This is a genomic window from Bradyrhizobium sp. USDA 4532, assembly GCF_024171315.1.
Lineage (GTDB): Bacteria > Pseudomonadota > Alphaproteobacteria > Rhizobiales > Xanthobacteraceae > Bradyrhizobium > Bradyrhizobium australafricanum.
On the sequence record NZ_JALJZN010000001.1, the window covers coordinates 6,316,695 to 6,331,912 of the forward strand.

At 65.5% G+C, this 15,218-nt stretch carries 16 protein-coding genes; 5 read left to right on the forward strand and 11 right to left on the reverse strand.

All coding sequences use genetic code 11. From position 1 onward, the window contains the following. Positions 1 to 81 precede the first annotated feature (81 nt). The 5 genes from J2R76_RS29140 to J2R76_RS29160 all read left to right on the forward strand — a co-directional run bounded on the left by J2R76_RS29140 (position 82) and on the right by J2R76_RS29160 (position 4,412). Positions 82 to 960 carry a F0F1 ATP synthase subunit gamma gene (locus tag J2R76_RS29140; RefSeq protein ID WP_076834620.1) on the forward strand — a complete coding sequence of 293 codons (879 nt, stop codon included), beginning with the start codon at positions 82 to 84 and terminating at the stop codon, positions 958 to 960. 26 nt (positions 961 to 986) lie between these two features. After that, on the forward strand, positions 987 to 2,429 hold the full coding sequence (atpD, locus tag J2R76_RS29145) for a F0F1 ATP synthase subunit beta (RefSeq protein ID WP_016843821.1): 1,443 nt from the start codon (positions 987 to 989) through the stop codon (positions 2,427 to 2,429). A gap of 116 nt (positions 2,430 to 2,545) precedes the next feature. Further along, a complete protein-coding gene (locus J2R76_RS29150; RefSeq protein ID WP_028336321.1) occupies positions 2,546 to 2,953 on the forward strand; it encodes a F0F1 ATP synthase subunit epsilon in 408 nt (135 codons plus the stop codon). 204 nt (positions 2,954 to 3,157) lie between these two features. Next, positions 3,158 to 3,403: a hypothetical protein gene (locus J2R76_RS29155; protein ID WP_141342851.1), complete on the forward strand. Its 246-nt coding sequence runs from the start codon at positions 3,158 to 3,160 to the stop codon at positions 3,401 to 3,403. 13 nt (positions 3,404 to 3,416) lie between these two features. Then, positions 3,417 to 4,412, forward strand: a complete 996-nt coding sequence (locus tag J2R76_RS29160) for a helix-turn-helix domain-containing protein (protein WP_076834617.1) — start codon at positions 3,417 to 3,419, stop codon at positions 4,410 to 4,412. On the opposite strand, the gene J2R76_RS29165 is transcribed toward J2R76_RS29160, so the two are convergent. The 11 genes from J2R76_RS29165 to obgE form a co-directional block, all read right to left on the reverse strand. Continuing rightward, on the reverse strand, positions 4,370 to 4,870 hold the full coding sequence (locus tag J2R76_RS29165) for an RNA pyrophosphohydrolase (RefSeq protein ID WP_076834615.1): 501 nt from the start codon (positions 4,868 to 4,870) through the stop codon (positions 4,370 to 4,372). The two genes, J2R76_RS29160 and J2R76_RS29165, sit on opposite strands and share 43 nt — an antisense overlap. Positions 4,871 to 4,903: 33 nt before the next feature. Next, positions 4,904 to 5,407, reverse strand: a complete 504-nt coding sequence (locus J2R76_RS29170) for an RNA pyrophosphohydrolase (protein ID WP_016843816.1) — start codon at positions 5,405 to 5,407, stop codon at positions 4,904 to 4,906. 83 nt (positions 5,408 to 5,490) lie between these two features. Beyond that, the gene (locus J2R76_RS29175; protein WP_057020913.1) at positions 5,491 to 6,705 is read right to left on the reverse strand and encodes a divergent polysaccharide deacetylase family protein; all 1,215 of its coding nucleotides are present in this window, start codon (positions 6,703 to 6,705) and stop codon (positions 5,491 to 5,493) included. 150 nt (positions 6,706 to 6,855) lie between these two features. Beyond that, entirely contained in the window at positions 6,856 to 8,223 is a 1,368-nt protein-coding gene (locus tag J2R76_RS29180) for a S41 family peptidase (protein ID WP_057020912.1), read from the reverse strand. Continuing rightward, positions 8,220 to 9,626, reverse strand: a complete 1,407-nt coding sequence (locus tag J2R76_RS29185; RefSeq protein WP_083715231.1) for a murein hydrolase activator EnvC — start codon at positions 9,624 to 9,626, stop codon at positions 8,220 to 8,222. Before J2R76_RS29185 ends, J2R76_RS29180 begins: the two co-directional genes overlap by 4 nt. A 40-nt stretch (positions 9,627 to 9,666) precedes the next feature. Next, a complete protein-coding gene (rlmH, locus tag J2R76_RS29190; RefSeq protein WP_076834612.1) occupies positions 9,667 to 10,149 on the reverse strand; it encodes a 23S rRNA (pseudouridine(1915)-N(3))-methyltransferase RlmH in 483 nt (160 codons plus the stop codon). Between the two features lie 50 nt (positions 10,150 to 10,199). Further along, complete coding sequence (gene rsfS, locus J2R76_RS29195) at positions 10,200 to 10,568, reverse strand: ribosome silencing factor (RefSeq protein ID WP_016847840.1); 369 nt, start codon at positions 10,566 to 10,568, stop codon at positions 10,200 to 10,202. 186 nt (positions 10,569 to 10,754) lie between these two features. Then, positions 10,755 to 11,378: a nicotinate-nucleotide adenylyltransferase gene (locus J2R76_RS29200; protein WP_080583350.1), complete on the reverse strand. Its 624-nt coding sequence runs from the start codon at positions 11,376 to 11,378 to the stop codon at positions 10,755 to 10,757. Between the two features lie 45 nt (positions 11,379 to 11,423). Next, positions 11,424 to 12,716 carry a glutamate-5-semialdehyde dehydrogenase gene (locus J2R76_RS29205; RefSeq protein ID WP_253625288.1) on the reverse strand — a complete coding sequence of 431 codons (1,293 nt, stop codon included), beginning with the start codon at positions 12,714 to 12,716 and terminating at the stop codon, positions 11,424 to 11,426. Between the two features lie 123 nt (positions 12,717 to 12,839). Continuing rightward, complete coding sequence (gene proB / locus J2R76_RS29210; protein ID WP_076834609.1) at positions 12,840 to 13,982, reverse strand: glutamate 5-kinase; 1,143 nt, start codon at positions 13,980 to 13,982, stop codon at positions 12,840 to 12,842. 82 nt (positions 13,983 to 14,064) lie between these two features. Further along, the gene (gene obgE, locus J2R76_RS29215; RefSeq protein WP_016847844.1) at positions 14,065 to 15,117 is read right to left on the reverse strand and encodes a GTPase ObgE; all 1,053 of its coding nucleotides are present in this window, start codon (positions 15,115 to 15,117) and stop codon (positions 14,065 to 14,067) included. Between the last annotated feature and the right edge of the window lie 101 nt (positions 15,118 to 15,218).

Consider the following 15,218-nt stretch of genomic DNA (forward strand, 5'->3'; position numbering starts at 1 on the left):
GTCGCCCGGCTCGCCGCCGGGCGTGACGAACGGAGGCTTGCGATCTGACCATTGTGGTCGGATCGCCGGGGTGAACGAAGAATGGCGTCACTAAAAGACATGCGGGTCCGCATCGCCTCGACCAAGGCGACGCAGAAGATCACCAAGGCTATGCAGATGGTCGCAGCCTCGAAGCTGCGCCGCGCGCAGAACGCCGCCGAAGCGGCGCGGCCCTATGCCACCAAGATGGATGCGGTGATTTCCAACATCGCCGCGGCAGCCAACGGCACGCCCGGCGCGCCGGCGCTGCTTGCCGGCACCGGCAACGATCAGGTGCACCTGCTTCTGGTCTGCACCGGCGAACGCGGCCTGTCCGGCGCGTTCAACTCTGCCATCGTGCGCCTGGCGCGCGAGCGGGCGAACGCGCTGCTCGCGCAGGGCAAGGAAGTCAAATTCTTCTGCGTTGGCCGCAAGGGTTACGAGCAGCTGCGCCGGACCTTCGAGAAGCGCATCGTCGAGCACCTCGACCTGCGTTCGGTGCGCCAGATCGGCTTCGCCAATGCCGAGGACATCGCCAACAAGGTGCTGGCTCGGTTCGAGGCCGGCGAGTTCGATGTCTGCACATTGTTCTACTCGCGCTTCCAGTCGGTGATCGCGCAGATCCCGACCGCGCAGCAGATCATCCCGCTGGAGGTGGCTGAGCCCGCGGCCAATGCGGCGCCCTCCACGTCGTACGAATACGAGCCTGAAGAGGACCAGATCCTCGGCAGCCTTCTGCCGCGCAACCTCGCGGTGCAGATCTTCCGCGCGCTGCTCGAGAACAACGCCTCGTTCTATGGCGCGCAGATGAGCGCGATGGACAGCGCGACCCGCAATGCCGGCGAGATGATTCGCAAGCAAACCCTGATTTACAACAGAACCCGTCAGGCCCAGATCACGAAGGAGCTGATCGAGATCATCTCCGGCGCTGAGGCGGTCTAAGGCAGATTTTCGAAGGAGAACAGTCCATGGCTACAGCAGCCAATCAGATCGGTCGCGTTACCCAGGTCACGGGCGCCGTGGTCGACGTGCAGTTCGAAGGCCACCTTCCGGCGATTCTGAACGCACTCGAGACCAAGAACGGCGGCAACCGCCTGGTGCTCGAAGTCGCGCAGCATCTCGGCGAATCGACCGTCCGCACCATCGCGATGGACATCACCGAGGGCCTCGTGCGCGGCCAGGAAGTGACCGACACCGGCGAACCGATCCGGGTGCCGGTCGGCGAAGGCACGCTCGGCCGCATCATCAACGTCATCGGCGAGCCGATCGATGAAGCAGGCCCGATCAAGTCCGACGGCCTGCGCGCCATCCATCAAGAAGCGCCGACCTATACCGACCAGTCGACCGAAGCCGAAATTCTCGTCACCGGCATCAAGGTCGTCGACCTTCTTGCTCCGTATGCGAAGGGCGGCAAGATCGGCCTGTTCGGCGGCGCCGGCGTCGGCAAGACCGTGCTGATTCAGGAGCTCATCAACAACGTCGCGAAGGCGCACGGTGGTTACTCGGTGTTCGCCGGCGTCGGCGAGCGCACCCGCGAAGGCAATGACCTCTATCACGAGTTCATCGAATCGAAGGTCAACGCCGATCCGCACAACCCGGATCCGAGCGTGAAGTCGAAGTGCGCGCTGGTGTTCGGCCAGATGAACGAGCCGCCGGGCGCCCGCGCCCGCGTCGGTCTGACCGGTCTCACCGTTGCCGAGCACTTCCGCGACCAGGGCCAGGACGTGCTGTTCTTCGTCGACAACATCTTCCGCTTCACCCAGGCGGGCTCGGAAGTGTCGGCGCTCCTCGGCCGTATTCCTTCGGCGGTGGGTTATCAGCCGACGCTCGCGACCGACATGGGCGCGCTGCAGGAGCGCATCACCACCACCCAGAAGGGCTCGATCACCTCGGTGCAGGCGATCTACGTGCCGGCCGACGACTTGACCGACCCGGCGCCCGCCACCTCGTTCGCGCACTTGGACGCCACCACGGTGCTGTCGCGCGCGATCTCGGAAAAGGGCATCTATCCGGCGGTGGATCCGCTCGACTCGACCTCGCGCATGCTGTCGGCGCTCGTCGTCGGTGACGAGCACTACAACACCGCGCGCATGGTCCAGCAGATCCTGCAACGCTACAAGTCGCTGCAGGACATCATCGCCATTCTCGGCATGGACGAATTGTCGGAAGAGGACAAGCTGACGGTCGCCCGCGCCCGCAAGGTCGAGCGCTTCCTGTCGCAGCCGTTCCACGTCGCCGAAGTCTTCACCGGCTCGCCGGGCAAGTTCGTCGACCTCGCCGACACCATCAAGGGCTTCCGCGATCTCTGCCAGGGCAAGTACGACCATCTGCCGGAAGCGGCGTTCTACATGGTCGGTACCATCGAAGAAGCCGTCGAGAAGGGCAAGAAGCTGGCGGCCGAAGCCGCCTAAGCTTTGGGATGTCGTCATCGCCGGACCTGATCCGACGATCCATCGCACGTGAAGTATTTTGACTGATGGACCCGCGGGTCGAGCCCGCGGGTGACAGCGCAAAGAACGGAAAGACAATGGCCACCTTCCACTTCGATCTCGTCTCTCCCGAAAAGCTCGCCTTCTCCGGCGAGGTCGATCAGGTTGACGTCCCCGGCGTGGAGGGTGATTTCGGTGTGCTCGCCGGACACGCTCCGGTCATCGCCACGGTTCGTCCGGGCATCCTGACGATCACGACCGCCGGCAAGCGCGAGAAGGTGATCGTGCTCGGCGGCCTCGCCGAGGTCTCGGACAAGGGCCTCACCGTGCTCGCCGACGTCGCGACCGCGCTTGCGGACATCGATCGCGCGAAGTTCGCCGAGACGATCAACGAGATGCAGGAGAAGCTCGCCGAGAAGGAGGGCTCCGAGCTCGACCACGCGATCGAGCGGCTCGACCACTTCAAGAGCATCCAGCAAGAGCTCAACACGACGGCTATGCACTAGGGCGCGGTTGCCGACCGGCGATCGCGCCGCCATGTCGAGTGAGCCGACCCCTTAGTGGAATAGCTCACACTTTTTCGATCATCGCCTGAGAAGGCTTGAATAATTCAACGCTCGCCACGCCGTGGCGAGCGTTCAATGTTTATTGCGCGCGGGATCGTCTGGCGGCATTCTCCTCGGCATATCTGGGTTCGGGGGCCGCTACTCATGAAGCGTAAGGTCGCAGCAATCCTCGCGGCCGATATCGCAGGTCAGGGCCGATTGGTTGCCGACGATGAGGAAGCGACGCTGCGGCGGCTCGCCTCTTCTCGACAAGTCGCTTCTTCGCGGTCGGCCCGACCGAACGACCTGCAAATATGTGAAGCAGGTTACAGCAGGGATCGCGCACAAATGACAAGCTGCAGCGCGATGACGATACGGCCCGACCGCATCGCGATTTCATTCCTGACATAACGGACAAGCTGCCGTGCTGACCTTCACCACCGATGCTCTCCGCCCGCAGGACCGTTTCGAGCACTGGTGCGAGGTGCGCGGCAAGAGCCTGTTCGGGGTCACGATCGAGCTCGAGCGCGACAAGAGAGCCGATTTCCGCGGACACTTCTCGGCGACGACGGTGGGCAGTGCCGTGCTGGCGCAAATGTCGGCTTCCTCCTACCGCGTCAGCCGGACCGCATCCGACATCGCGCGCGTTCCGAGCAACAGCCTGCATCTCGCCTGGCAGGTGCGCGGCCCCGGCCACATGAATATCGGTCGCGATCGTGTCCAGTTCGTGCGCAACGGCGACCTGGTGTTCGGCCACTCCAATCTTCCGTTTGCCTCGACACCCGAACGGACCGACGGCTTTGACTTCTTCAGCCTCAAGATCCCGGTCACCGACGAGCTCGTGCTCGGCGCGCGGATCGAGGATGCGCCGCCGGTCGCGCTGGCGCGTGATGCGAGCCTGACCCGGCTTGTCGGCGCCATGTTCCGCTCGATGACGCGAGATCTCGCGCAAGCCGGGCAGTTCGCCGACGACGTTGCGCATATGGTGCGCCTGGCGCTGCTCGCGCGCGGACGCGTGCGGCCACGCCAGGACGAAATCCGTGCTGCGCTGCATGCGGGCTACCTTCATGCCGCCCGCGAAATTCTGTTCCGCGACCTGCATCGCGCCTCGCTCACGCCGGCCGTGGTTGCCGCCGAGCTCGGCATCTCACTGCGGCAATTGCATGCGCTGTTCGAGCCAACCGGCCTGTCATTTGCGCGGACGCTGACGGCGGCAAGGTTGAAGGCGGCGAGGCGCGCGCTCTACGCCATACGGGAGCGCAGCATCGACGAGATCGCGTTCTCGTGCGGCTTCGACAGCATCGCGACCTTCTATCGCGTCTTCCGTTCGACCTACGGCATGACACCGGGCGACGCGCGGCGCATACCGCCGCAGGATCAGCCGGCGAATTCCGCGAACCGGGTCGCGACCGCGCGATAGACGTTGCGGCGGAACGGCACCACGAGATCGGCAACGTGGTCGAGGCGCTCCCAGCGCCATTGATCGAATTCGGCGGGCTGGCCGTTGCGCGGCGTCAATGGATCGATCTCCTCGTCGCGTCCGGTGAAGCGCAGCGCAAACCATTTCTGCCGCTGGCCGCGGAACTTGGCGAGCCGGTGCGATGCCGGCCCGTCATAGGCGGGGAATTCGTAGGTCATCCAGTCGGTCTCGCCGAGATAGTCGGCGTTGACCGCCCCGGTCTCTTCCCACAATTCGCGCATCACGGCCTGGCCCGGATCCTCGCCGGCGTCGATGCCGCCCTGCGGCATCTGCCATTCGAGGCCGGGCAGCACGATCTCCGGACCGTCGTCCTTGATCCGGTGGCCGATCAGCACGCGTCCGTCGGCGTTGAACAGCGCGATGCCCACATTGGGGCGATAGGGCTTATCTGATGACATCTCGGTGGGTACGTCGCGCGTTGACCCGGTCGGCTACTTGGCCGCCAGACCGGCGAATTCCTTCACGACGCGCTCATAGACCGGACGCTTGAACGGCACAATCAGCTCCGGCAGATTCTTCATCGGCTCCCAGCGCCAGGTGATGAACTCGGCCTTGTGGCCGCCGCCCGGATTGGCGACGTTGATCTCGTTCTCATCGCCGGTGAAGCGTAACGCGAACCACTTTTGTCGCTGTCCGCGATAGCGGCCCTTCCAGGCGCGGCCGGCGACGGTGCGTGGGATATCATAGATCAGCCAGTCCGAGACCTCGCCGAGCTTCTCCACGGACTTGATGCTGGTCTCCTCATAGAGCTCGCGTCGCGCCGCCTGAAACGTATCCTCGCCGGGATCGACGCCGCCTTGCGGCATCTGCCAGACATGCGCGTCGTCGACATGCTCGATGCCGCCCGCGCGGCGTCCGATGAAGACCAGCCCCGCTGTATTCAGCAGCATGATGCCGACGCAGGTTCGATAGGGCAGGTCTTCATAACGTGCCATGCTGCCGCTACCTCGCACATTTTCTGGAGCCGCCCGACCCGGCCCCCCGGCAAGGTATCGAGCTGCACCAACGGATTGAATCTTTAGCCCGATTTTGATTTCAGCATCGCCGTTGTCAATGGCACAAGCATAATGCCCTTGGAGTCCAGTGTCTTGAGCCAGGCGCCGAGCCGCTCGATCGAGACCGGCAACGCCGAGGCGACGCCCACCGCCGTGCCGCGTTCCTTGGCGATGGTTTCCAGCTTGACCAGCGCGCGGTCGATTTCCGCCGACGTCGGCACCGCGTCGATGGCGAAATCGGCCTTGGCGAACGGCAATGACTGGCCCGCTGAGAGGGTCTGCGCGACGCTACGTGGGGTGGAACCGTCGTCGAAATAGCTCAGGCCGCGCTTGGCCGCTTCGCGGACGATGGGGTGCATCACGGGATCGGCCGCAACGAACCGGCCTCCCATGAAATTGGCTATCCCGGCATAGCCTTGCAGGCGGCTGAGGTGCCAATAGAAGCGGTCGAGGTTCTGCTCGCTGCTCAGCGTGGTCAGCAGGGTTTGCGGCCCGGGATCGTTGTCGGGATAGTCGAACGGCTCCATCGGGATCTGCAGCAGGATCTCGTGACGCTGGGTCCGGGCACGTTCCGCAAGCTTGCCCGGATCGGAGCCATAGGGCGTGAAGGCCAGCGTCACCGCCGGCGGCAGCTTCATGATGGCGTCGGTGGTCTTGGCGGCGCCGACGCCGAGGCCGGCGACCACAATGGCGACCACGGGCATCCGGGCGGCCTTGGCGCGGTCAGCCTCGGCCGCGTAGACCGTGAACGGCTTCAGGCCGTCGGTGACCACCGGGATCATGCCGTAGCGTGACTTTTCCAGCAGGCGCGGATCGATGCCAGTCATCGCAAGTGGCGGCGTATCGCCGTCGGCCTTGTCGGCCGGATCGCCGGCGCCGATCACCACGTCCTGGCGCTTGCCGTTGGAGCCGTCGATGATGGTGACGGTTCTCGCGTCACTGGCTGCGGCCGGGGCCTTGGCGGCGGATTTGGCCGCCGGTTCGGCCGCCGCCTGGGCGGCTGGAGCGTGCTTGTCGTCGTCGGCGGCGGGCGGGGGATTGCGCAGCGTGACACGGGCGATCGGCTCGCCCCCGAGCGGGTTGTCGTTGAACAGCGCGATGCCGACAAAGCCGACCAGCACGAGCCCGAGCAGCACGGCGAGCGCCTGCATCGCCGTGAATGGCAGGCGAAACCAGCGCGTCCTGCCCACGGTCGTCTGCCCAAGCGGCGTGCTCAGTTCGTCGGCCGCTTCTGCCATGACCCTCCCCGAATCAACAGCGCGAACGATAGCACGATGCGGTGCAATCCCGCGCGCCGGCCTGCCCGGCAAAGCACGGTTACGGGCGGACACCGAAAGCAGAAAGGGCGGCCCGCGGGCCGCCCTGTTCGCCGAATCGATCGGATTAAATCAGTTCGCGGCCTTGTTGCCCGGCTTGTCGACCGCGGCCTTGTCGCGCGCGGCCTCCGGCGCCGCTGGCGCGCTCGAGGTCGACTTGATGCCGTGCAGCAGGTCGTCGGCCATCTTCAGCGCCTTGTCGTCCTTGGCGTCCGGCGGGACGTAGGACTGCGAGCCGGTCTTCTCGTCGCCGTCGTTCTTGAGATGGCCGCGCAGCGAGGCTTCGCCCTTGGTGTCGGTGCGCGCCTTCAGCTCTTCCGGCACGTCCTGCAGCACCTCGATGTCGGGCACGATGCCCTTGGCCTGGATCGACTTGCCCGACGGCGTGTAGTAGCGCGCGGTGGTCAGGCGCAGCGCGCCATTGCCCGAGCCGAGCGGGATGATGGTCTGCACCGAGCCCTTGCCGAACGAACGGGTGCCGACCAGCGTCGCCCGCTTGTGGTCCTGCAGCGCGCCGGCGACGATTTCGGAGGCCGATGCCGAGCCGCCGTTGATCAGCACGATCACCGGCTTGCCCTTGGTCAGGTCGCCCGGATGGGCGGCGCGGCGCTGGGTTTCCTCGGCGTTGCGGCCGCGGGTCGAGACGATCTCGCCACGCTCCAGGAAGGAGTCGGACACCGTGACCGCTTCTTCGAGCAGGCCGCCGGGGTTGTTGCGGAGATCGATGACGTAGCCCTTCAGCTTGTCGCCGATCTGGCCCTGCAGATTGGTGATCTCCTTCTTCAGGCCTTCGGTGGTCTGCTCGTTGAAGGTGGTGATGCGGATATAGGCGATGTCATCGGCCTCGACGCGCGCACGCACCGAGCGGACGCGGATGTTGTCGCGCACCAGCGTGACGTCGATCGGATTGTCCTGGCCCTTGCGGATGATCTTGAGCTTGATCTTGGTGTTGACCGGACCGCGCATCTTCTCGACGGCCTGGTTCAGCGTCAGACCCTGCACCGCCTCGTCGTCGAGGGTCGTGATGATGTCGTTGGCCATGATGCCGGCCTTCGAGGCCGGGGTGTCGTCGATCGGCGAGACGACCTTGATCAGGCCGTCTTCCATCGTGACCTCGATGCCGAGGCCGCCGAACTCGCCGCGGGTCTGCACCTGCATGTCGCGGAAGCTCTTGGCGTCCATGTAGCTCGAGTGCGGGTCGAGGCCGGTCAGCATGCCGGAGATCGCGGATTCGACCAGCTTGCTGTCATCGGGCTTCTCGACATAGTCGCTGCGCACCCGCTCGAACACGTCGCCGAACAGATTGAGCTGGCGATAGGTGTCCGACGTCGCGGCGCGCGCGCTCGATCCCATCAGCACAGCGCGGGGCTGCGTAACGAAAAGCGTCAGGGCCGCGCCGGTGGCGGCGCTAAGGAGAATTACCGAAGTCTTGCGCATCATCCGCGAACCTTTTCGCCTTCATTTGCGGCCCACCATGGACCTGGATCGATTGGAGTGCCGTCTTTCCGGAACTCAACATAGAGCACTGGCTGGCTCGCATTTGTCGCGAGAATGGATGCAACTTGGGACGTCGACCCCATGGTCGCAACCGGCTCCCCCGTAAGTACAAACTGGCCGATGTTTACCGAAATACGCTCCATCCCGGCGATCAGGACATGATACCCGCCCCCGGCATTGAGGATCAAGAGTTGTCCATAGCTACGGAAAGGACCAGCGTAAACAACCCAGCCGTCACACGGGGTTGTGACCTGCGCGCCCGGCTTGGCTGCCAAAGAAATGCCTTTTTGTACGCCCCCCGCGCCGTCGGAACCGCCAAATTCGCGAATCTTGGTGCCATTCACGGGATAGGAGAACAGGCCCTTGGCCGAGGCGAAAGCGACCGCCGGGCTCATGCGGGCCGGGTCCTTGAGCGCCCCCAGATTCGGCTTGCCGTTAACCGTCGCCGGCGCTCCCTGGAGGCTGGCGGTGGCGGCGGCCTTGGCCGCGCTCTTGAGATCCTGCTCCATCTTGGCGATCAGGGTCTGCAGATTGTCGGCCTGCTTCGACAGCGCGATGGCACGGGCGCCTTCGGCCTCCATGTCCTTTTCGGCCGCGCTCTGCTGCCGTTGCCGTTCGTCGACCAGCGCCGCCAGCCGGGTCTGGTCTTCCTTCAGCTTGTCGCGGTCGGCCGCCAGCGCGTCGCGCTCGGTCGAGATGGTCTTGCGCAGCGCCACCAGCTCGCCGAGATCGGCCGCAAGCTTCTCGGCGCGGACGCGCAACTCCGGCACCACGGCGCCGAGCAGCATTGCGGTGCGCAGCGATTGCAGCGCGTCCTCGGGCCGCACCAGCAGCGCCGGCGGCGTGCGTCGCCCGGCGCGCTGCAGCGCGGCCAGCACCTCGATCACCTCGGAGCGGCGTGAATCGAGCGAGGCGCGGATTTCGCGCTCACGGCCGTCGAGCGGCTGCAGGCGTGCCTCGGCGTCAGCGATCCGCGTCTCGACGCCGCGGACCTGGCCGGCAATATCGATCAGCTGCTGATTGAGCTTGCTGCGGTCCTGGCCGATCGCGGCGATGTCGGCCTTCAGCTTCTCCTGCAGCTCGGTCGCCTTGCGCTGCTGCTCGCGCGCGGCCTCGAGTTCCTGTTCGCGCTGCTTGATCTCATCGGGCGACGGCTCCGCGGTTGCGGCCTGCTGCGCCGGCGGCGCAGATTGCTGCGCTGGTGGTGTCGCTTGCGCGTGCGCCGCGGCCAGCGGATAGGCGGCGAACATCGCGATCGACAGCGGCAGCGATGCCGGCAGCCGGCGGCGGCGCGCGGTGCCGGCATGCGAAGCCGAATACGAAGCTGTGTCCCGCTTGTGCTGCATTCGCGTGAGTTCAGTGGTTTCGACTGTCCGTCACCACGCCTTACGCGCGATGATAGGGGTGGCCGGCCAAAATGGTTGCGGCGCGATAAATCTGTTCCAGAAGCATGACGCGGACCATTTGATGCGGCCAGGTCGCGGAGCCGAATGCAATTCGCAACAAAGCCTTGCGCTGCAATTCAGGCGAAAGTCCGTCTGCGCCGCCGATCACGAAGACAGTATGTGCTGTTCCCTCGTCGCGCCAGCGGCCGAGCTGCCGGGCAAAGGTCGCACTGTCGATGCTCTTGCCGCGTTCGTCGAGGGCGACCAGCGCGTGCTTCTCAGGCAGCAATGCGGAGATCGCCGCAGCCTCCTCGGCAATGCGCGCGGCGGTGTCGCGCGCGCGGCTTTCCGCGATCTCGTGGATGTCGAGGCCGCGAAACCCGAGCTTGCGGCCGATATCCTCGAAGCGCTCGCGGTAACGCTCGGCGAGCTCCCGTTCAGGGCCCTGTTTCAGACGGCCGATGCAGATCACGACAAGGCGCATCAACGCAGACTAGCTGCGCTGCAGCCGATTCGCATCGGCTTCGAACCCCCTTAGACCGCCGCGACCGCCGGGTTCTGAGTCCACAACCGCTCGAGGTTGTAGAACTCGCGCACCTCAGGCCTGAACACGTGCACGATCACCTCGCCGGAATCGATCAGCACCCAGTCGCAATTGGGCAAGCCCTCGACATGGATGTTCTTGACCCCGTTCTCCTTGAGGCTCTTCGTCACATTTTCCGCGATCGCGCCAACGTGCCGGTTAACCCGGCCGGTGGTGACGATCATGTAGTCGGAATATGCGGATTTGCCCCGAAGGTCGATGGTGACCGTCTCTTCCGCCTTCATGTCCTCGAGGCGGGAGAGGATCAGGCTCAGCGTCTTGTTGGCATCCGGTTTGTCGGCGTCCGGTTGCGCCTGCAAGGCCGCGGTTTTCGTCGATGTTTTACGCGCAGTCTTTGGAACCTTGGGTAAAACAGACTTTGACAATACAGATGTGGCCAGGGACCATTCCTTTCACTGTATCGCGGGTGCCGAATCCTCGGCCCCACGCGCCATACTACGCATGTGGGGTTAATGGTTTCAATATTCCAGTAACCCTTTTGCGCTTCATGCCGTTCTCCAGCTCCCGTCCGGGTTCCGAAGTCCGGTCGAAGACAAATTGGATTTCATTCCTGTCAGGAACACCCAGGCCGGCGCCTGCTGGTCGGCCAGCCGTGTCGCCTGATTTTCGGGCATGCGATAGCGCGCGAGCGCCTGCGCCGCCGGTGCGGCAAGGGCGCGGAAGCTTTGGGGCGGACGGTCGATCACGGCAATCGGCACATCGGACGCGATGCGCCGCCAATCTTTCCAGCGATGAAATTGCGCGAGATTGTCAGCGCCCATGATCCAGACGAAGTGCACGCCGGAGACACGGCGGCGCAAGTGGATGATCGTGTCCACAGTGTAGCTGACGCCAATGACAGCTTCGAGACAGCTGATGTCGATGCGCGGATCATCGGCAACGCGGCGCGCGGCCTCGGCGCGCTCGGCAAGCGCATGCAGGCCGTCATGGTTCTTCAGCGGGTTGCCCGGCGTCAGCAGCCACCACACGCGGTCGAGCTGCAGGCGCTTGAGCGCAAACAGGCTGATGGCGCGATGCGCGGCGTGCGGCGGATTGAACGAGCCGCCAAGCAGCCCGATGCGCATGCCGTTGGTATAGAACGGAAGCGCCTGGGCTGCGGATAACGACACGCTCGATGCTTGCTGCAATGGCTTACCGTGCGCGTGCGACAATGATCACGGCCGCGTCTGCCCGGTGCCGTGGACGCGGTACTTGAAGCTCGTCAGCTGCTCGGCGCCAACAGGCCCGCGGGCGTGGAATTTGCCGGTAGCAATTCCGATCTCAGCGCCGAAGCCGAACTCGCCGCCGTCGGCGAACTGGGTCGAGGCGTTGTGCAGCACGATCGCCGAATCGACTTCGTTGAGAAACCTTTGCGCGGCAGCGGCATCCTCCGTCACGATCGCATCGGTGTGATGCGAGCCGTGATTTTGAATATGCGTAATCGCTTCATCGAGACCGTCGACGATCCTCGCCGAGATGATCGCGTCCTCGTATTCGGTGTCCCAGTCCTCGTCGGATGCGGGCTTCACCCTGGCATCGACGCCCTGCACGGCGTCGTCGCCGCGCACCTCGCAACCGGCATCGATCAACAGCTCGACCAGCGGTTTCAGCTGCGTCGCGGCAGCGGTGCGATCGACCAGCAGGGTCTCGACGGCGCCGCAGACGCCGGGACGGCGCATCTTGGCGTTCAGCACGACCGCCTTGGCCATATCGAGCCTGGCGCTGGCGTCGACGTAAATGTGGTTGACGCCCTCGAGATGCGCGAACACCGGAACGCGCGCCTCCGCCGCGACACGTGCGACCAGGCTCTTGCCGCCGCGCGGCACGATCACATCGATGCCGCCGTTCAATCCCGTCAGCATCAGGCCGACTGCCGCGCGGTCACGGGTCGGCACCAGGGTAATCGCGGCCTCGGGCAGGCCGGCCTCACGCAGGCCCTGCACCAGGCAGGCATGGATCGCGCGGCAGGAGCGGAAACTGTCCGAGCCGCCGCGCAGGATCACGGCGTTGCCGGACTTCAGGCACAGCACACCGGCGTCGGCGGCGACATTGGGCCGGCTCTCGAAGATCACGCCGATGACGCCGAGCGGCACGCGGACGCGTTCGATGGTCATGCCGTTCGGCCGCTGCCAGCTTTCGGTGACGGCGCCGACCGGATCGATGATCTCACGCACGGTCGCAACGCCATCGGCCATGCCGGCAACGCGCGCCTGGGTCAGCGTCAGGCGGTCGACGAAGGCGGAGGTCATGCCGCTCGCGCGCGCCTCGGCGACATCCTCGGCATTGGCGGCGAGGATGGCCGGCGCGTCGGCGCGGATCGCGCGCTCGATCGCGGCGAGCGCCCGGTCCTTCTGCTCCGGCGGCGCCAGCGCCAGCACGCGCGCCGCGGCGCGCGCCTTGGCGGCGAGGTCGGTCATCAGGGCAGTAAGATCGGCGTTGCCGTCGATCGCCTTCAGGGGGGCGCTCATGAAACTACCAGCTTTGGACTAAGGCCATGTTCTAGCATGGCAATTGAAGGGTGGCGAGGCGCGGAACCGGCATGGCAGGTGGGCGGCAGGCCGCCCCGCTCGGCCAATGGCCTATCCAGTGGCTTATTTGGGCGGGATCGCCCCGGCCGGGCCGATCACGAGGTCGTCGCGATGGATCATCTCGGACCGGCCGCTGATGCCCAGAATGGTCATCACGTCGGGCGAGGAGCGGCCCATGATCTTCTCGGCGTTCTCGGCGTCGTATGCGACCAGGCCGCGGCCGATCTCGTGGGTGTCGGGGCCGCGCACCACCACGGCATCGCCGCGGGCGAACTGGCCGTCGACCCGGATCACGCCAGCCGGCAACAGGCTCTTGCCGGCGCGCAGCGCCGCGACCGCGCCGGCATCGATGGTCAAGGTGCCCTTTGGCTCGAGTGAGCCCGCGATCCAGCGTTTGCGCGCGGTGACGGGATTGGCGGGGGTCAGGAACCAGGTGCAGCGGCCGCCGTCGGCGATCGCAGCGAGCGGATGCTCGATCTTGCCGGAGGCGATCAGCATGTGGGTGCCGGCCGTGGTCGCGATCTTCGCGGCCTCGATCTTGGTGGTCATGCCGCCGCGCGACAATTCGGACCCGGCCGAGCCGGCCATCCCCTCGATCTCCGAGGTGATGCTTTCGACCACCGGGATCAGCTTGGCGTCGGGATCGAGCGCGGGCGGCGCGGTGTAGAGGCCGTCGATATCGGACAGCAGGATCAGAAGATCCGCGCTCGCCATGGTGGCGACGCGGGCGGCGAGGCGATCATTGTCGCCATAGCGGATCTCGGTGGTCGCGACCGTGTCATTCTCGTTGATCACGGGCACCGCGCCCCATTCCAGCAGCTTTGCGATCGTCGAGCGCGCGTTGAGATAGCGGCGGCGCTCTTCGGTGTCCTGCAGCGTCACCAGAATCTGCCCGGCGCCGATGCCGTGATGGCCGAGCACCTCCGACCAGATTCGCGCCAGCGCGATCTGGCCGACCGCTGCGGCAGCCTGGCTCTCTTCGAGCTTCAGCGGGCCGCGCGGCAGCTTCAGGCGGCTGCGGCCGAGCGCGATCGAGCCCGACGACACCACCATGACCTCGCAGCCTCGTTTGTGCAGCTTTGCGATGTCCTCGACCAGCGCGGCGAGCCAGGACGCGCGCACTTCGCCGGCCTGCGAGTCGACCAGCAGCGATGAGCCGACCTTGACGACGATGCGGCGAAAGTTCTTGAGCGCGGGGCGTTTCATGGATTCGGTCTGGCAGGAAGGTGGAAGCAATAGACGCCACAATGTGGCTTGGGAAGTCCAGGCGTTGCGCGGCTTGTGCCGTTCAACCCTGCGGCACCGGCGTCGCCCACGGCTCCGCCTGGCCACCCTTGGCCTTGTTGGACACCGGCGCCTCGCCGATCACCTCGACCAGCGCGCGCAGCGCATCCTGCACGCCTTCGCCGGTCGCGCCTGACAGCAACAGCGGCGTCTTCTTCGCCGCCCGCTTGAGGCGGTCCTTCTGCTTCTTCAGTTCGTCGGGCGCGACGGCGTCGATCTTGTTGAGCGCGACGATCTCGATCTTGTCGGCGAGATGGCCCTCATAGGCTTCGAGCTCGGTGCGCACCGTCTTGTAGGCCTTGCCGGCATGCTCGCAGGTCGCGTCGACCAGATGCAGCAGCACGCGGCAGCGCTCGACGTGACCGAGGAAGCGGTCGCCGAGCCCGGCGCCTTCATGCGCGCCCTCGATCAGGCCGGGGATGTCGGCGAGCACGAATTCGCGGCCGCCGAAATTCACCACGCCAAGCTGCGGATGCAGCGTGGTGAAGGGATAGTCGGCGATCTTCGGCCGTGCCGCGCTGACCACCGACAAGAAGGTCGATTTGCCGGCGTTGGGCAGGCCGACCAGCCCGGCATCGGCGATCAGCTTCAGCCGCAGCCAGATCCAGCGCTCTTCGCCGGGCGCGCCGGGATTGGCGTTGCGCGGCGCGCGGTTGGTGGAGGATTTGAAATGCGCGTTGCCGAAGCCGCCATTGCCGCCTTCAGCCAGCACGAATTTCTCGCCGAGTTCGGTGAAGTCGTGCAGCAGGGTCTCGCGGTCCTCGTCGAACACCTGGGTGCCGACCGGCACTTTCAGCACGATCGGCTTGCCGTTGGCGCCATGGCGGTCCTTGCCCATGCCATTGGTGCCCTTCTGTGCCTTGAAGTGCTGCTGGTAGCGGTAATCGATCAGCGTGTTCAGTCCGTCGACGGACTCGATGATGACGTCACCGCCGCGACCGCCATTGCCGCCGGAGGGACCGCCGAACTCGATGAACTTCTCGCGCCGGAACGCGACGCAGCCGTTGCCGCCGTCGCCCGAGCGAATATAGACCTTGGCTTCATCGAGGAATTTCATGATTTTCACTAGTTAGGGCAGGGTGGCCGCGGCGGCAACCCGGAAAGGCCCTGACTTCAGCGAAAAGCCTTAATTTTCGGGCCTTTTTACGGCCCTTGCGG